Below are 3,550 nucleotides of genomic sequence, written 5' to 3'. Positions count from 1 at the left end.
AAACCGTTGAGCCAATCCGGAACTTTGAGAATGTAACTATCCATAAAGGCTTCATACATTATTCGATGGTATATACATATAAGTTTAACGAGCTGCATGTTTTTTTGTATTCCATACTCAACAAATTATAACGTAGAATCTGTACCAAAATATATAACACAATGGTGGATTTCATACTTAAATAATGATTGGATATATACTAATGATCTTCAACAATCGGGCGCTTTAATGGAATAAGGATCATAGAAATGATCAAACTTTTTTATAAAAGAATGATTCAATTGAATATAGAAAAAGCGTGTTTTGATCAATCTTTTTTCAAAACACGCTTTTTCTATTTGCTATTTTATCAAGGTTTATAGAGTTAATTTAATCAAACTTTATTTCAATGCTACACCAGAACGAAAATTTTGTGCATCTTCCTCGTTTTTATCGTTTTGGGGTAACTCGTTATTGTTAGCTTGAAGGCGATGTGACGCTACCCTATAAGGCTTTTTTATGGATATATACTGATCTAGGAAGTGAGTAATTCACTTTACAAAAAATAAACAAGCGTACCATAAGTGTGTATATGGGTACGCTTGCAAGTGTTAGTGTGTATAGGTTATTAATGTTAAATCAATTTATGTGATCACTCGTTTGCAATTAGCTTTAAATGTTCAAAACCTTGTCTTGTAATAAGGAGTGTACTTCCTTTCATTTGGACGCTGTCTTTCAGCAGCACATCAGATCCGCGTCTCCAAAGAAGGTAAACATACTTAGGGTTTTTTCCAAGTTCAACGCTTGCTTCCCGAGCTGTCATAATGCTGTCCCACACCTTAATAATAAGCACCTCCTGATTTAAAATATCCCTCCCCGTAATTAAATTTATACCACAAAGTATCTTGATTTACTCTTAATTTTCATCTTTCGTCCAAGCGTTTTCTTCGCTGCAATTCCCTTCTTTCTCGTTCTTGAAGCTCCAATTCTCTTGCTCTTTCATTCCGTTTTCCAAGGCTGCCATAAAGTAAATTACGCTCATTTTTCATCAAAGACAACTTATAATGAAAACTCGATTCTTCATCAATCCCATAATGCTTTTTAAGAAAATTGATATTCCTTTTAGCCATATCATATTGCTTAAATTGATAATAATTTTCTTGCTTAAATTTTGTTTTATCATCAGACTTTTTATAGTCTGTAATTAAAGGATAACTATTTTTATAAATAGAAAAACAGTCCTTCATTTTTTCAAAATCAAATATTTCATCATCAATGGCAGTTAGCTGTTTTTCAAAGTTGTCTATAAGGTTTTCCGTTTTAATTTCAACCTCATTTAATTCTTCCAGTGAAATATTTTCTTTATAAAGCTTGCTGCTTATTTCATTTAAATAATTAATATTTTGCTTTGTAGCCCACTTATGCAATCCTTTATTATTTTTAAATTTCTCCTGCGATTTATCAATCCATTGTTTATCAATAATATTTTGTTTAATTGGCACAAACTCTTTATTTTCTATTCTGTAACGAATGGATGATTCAAAGTAATTTAACCCCAATGTTTTTGTTCTCATAAATTTGTTTGACTTTGGATTTTTAAAAGATAAATATTTACCTTTTTTATGTTCATATCCTTGTTGATCCATCAGCTCTAAAAAGTTTTCAAACGAGTGGGCCTTTTTAATATTTTCGTCAATAAGTCCTTCAATTTTCCCTTTGAAAGATTGTTTTTTTGCTCTCGTTACATACTCATTAAAAGCTAAATATTTATCCTTTTTTCCTTCTTTTTCGATAATCGTTAGCCCATGTTCTTTTGAAACTTTGTCATTTTCCCTCCTTAGATCATAAAGGGTATGTTGTCTTTTAGTATCAAACATTTTTAAGTCTTCAAAATTAATGGAATTAAAAATAATATGGTTATGCAAATTTTCCGTTTCAATATGAGTAATAACCGCATACTGGTGCTTGCCTTTAAAATAATTATCTGCTAATTCAACACCATATTGATGTGCCTGTTCAGGCGTTAAATTATCATCACTGTTGAAGGATTGAATGATCATTCTTGCTGCCATATCTTTGTTGCTATTATTCTGTTCATTGTAATCAAATAGAATATCATTAAAATCTCTTTCAATTGTTTCAACATTACACCCATAAGATGTTACTAATTCTTCATTTGTTTTGTAATCTTGAAGGCTATATTTTATTACTGCTTTTAAATCTTTAACCTTTTGTATTTTCACGATTGACAATAAAATCAACCTCAACTTTTTTTAAATTAATAATAAACCTCGTATTCATCTAATATTTCCTTCAAATTAAACCAATCATTATTATCAAATATGTTATCTAATTTTAATAATTTCATTTTTAATTTTTGTGTATATATAAAGATTTTATCCGCAAATTCAATCAGTCGTTTGTCTTCCAATTCAAATAACGTATCACCATATAAATATCTCCAAAAATATTCTGCTACGTATTTACTCTGTTCTGGGGAATTTTCAACTGCCTGACCAATGTAAATAAAGTCGTCTTTTATTTGTTCATATATTTCTTCTAACACTACTTTTTTAGGAACGTCAATTTTATTTTCTTCTAATGCTTTTATTAAATTCTCTTTTTCTTTAAGACTCAAACTTTCACTGGTGAAATTCATCTTTAAATCAAGTAAACGATCATACTCTTTATTCATTAAATCAATGATTATTTTTTGGTTAGTTTTTAAAAAATCTATGTCATTATTTGAATAAGCACCCAATGTATTAACCTTGCGAATTAAGCTGTTAATATTTTTACCAATGTAATTTATTTCGCTTGTTAATTTCCTATAAATGCTCATATCAATATTTAAACGAAAATGATTTTTTGCGCTTTCAATTAAGAAAGCAGAAACAGAATTAAAATCTAATATTTCTGCTTTATTTTTAATAAAATCCTTTTGTTCTTTAGTAACCCTCAACAAGATATTTTCCGTTTTATTTGTCATTTACAACACCTCTTTTTATAAGAAAATTCGAGCGAAGCGACAACAAATATTGCTGCTTATTTTAATAAAATAAGTAGCATTATATTTGTAAAGGTCGTAGGAATCTCCTACCAAGTCAAAAACAACGTTTTTGGGGTTTGTATATACAAACCCGTAGCTTGCCCCTTCATTAAATCCTAATCTGTTCTTCTCTAAATCATACCAGTTTAAGCCAATTTGCGGCATAATTAAAGAAAGTCTAGAAAAAAAAATAATGAGAGGGGAAATGATATGGTATCCATAGATAAACATACACAAGTCGGAATTGAAATCGTTTCAGAGGGAAGTAAACTAACAGGGGAACTCATTTTAAAAATTCTTCAATCGGTAAATGATTTGTTACAAAGGGAAAATGATAAACAGGATTTTATCCTAAAGGATAATACAAAAGAAGGTAAACAAAGCATAAAGGATTTAGTAAAAAAACATAGTGATGGCGTAATGTCCTTTGATGATAATTTAACTAAAGATCAAGTTGGGGATTATCAAAAGACATTCAAAGAAATGGGTGTAGATTTTTCAATCGTTAAAAATGATAATGAT

The 3,550-nt window shown here is 29.2% G+C and carries 4 protein-coding genes; 1 reads left to right on the top strand and 3 read right to left on the bottom strand.

The window, feature by feature from the left end:
- Window positions 1-631: 631 nt before the first annotated feature.
- From N9I19_RS24195 to N9I19_RS24185, 3 genes are all read right to left on the bottom strand, one after another.
- Window positions 632-802 (bottom strand): helix-turn-helix domain-containing protein, encoded by a 171-nt coding sequence (locus N9I19_RS24195; protein ID WP_317779250.1) that lies wholly within the window; start codon window positions 800-802, stop codon window positions 632-634.
- Between the two features lie 100 nt (window positions 803-902).
- Window positions 903-2,231 carry a relaxase/mobilization nuclease domain-containing protein gene (locus N9I19_RS24190; RefSeq protein ID WP_317779249.1) on the bottom strand — a complete coding sequence of 443 codons (1,329 nt, stop codon included), beginning with the start codon at window positions 2,229-2,231 and terminating at the stop codon, window positions 903-905.
- Window positions 2,232-2,257: 26 nt separating this feature from the next.
- Window positions 2,258-2,968 (bottom strand): plasmid mobilization protein, encoded by a 711-nt coding sequence (locus N9I19_RS24185; RefSeq protein ID WP_317779248.1) that lies wholly within the window; start codon window positions 2,966-2,968, stop codon window positions 2,258-2,260.
- Window positions 2,969-3,238: 270 nt separating this feature from the next.
- Here N9I19_RS24185 and N9I19_RS24180 point away from each other — a divergent pair.
- The coding region (locus tag N9I19_RS24180) for a DUF3801 domain-containing protein (RefSeq protein WP_411730915.1) at window positions 3,239-3,550 on the top strand (312 nt) is incomplete at its 3' end.

The organism is Peribacillus sp. CSMR9, from assembly GCF_033141925.1.
GTDB lineage: Bacteria > Bacillota > Bacilli > Bacillales > DSM-1321 > Peribacillus > Peribacillus simplex_A.
Note: the sequence above shows the minus strand (reverse complement) of the source record. Positions and strands in the feature narration are given on the sequence as shown.

Coding starts and splice junctions, on each gene's coding strand:
- N9I19_RS24185 (WP_317779248.1), bottom strand. CDS start 2,968: ATGACAAATAAAACGGAAAATATCTTGTTGAGGGTTACTAAAGAACAA.
- N9I19_RS24195 (WP_317779250.1), bottom strand. CDS start 802: ATGACAGCTCGGGAAGCAAGCGTTGAACTTGGAAAAAACCCTAAGTAT.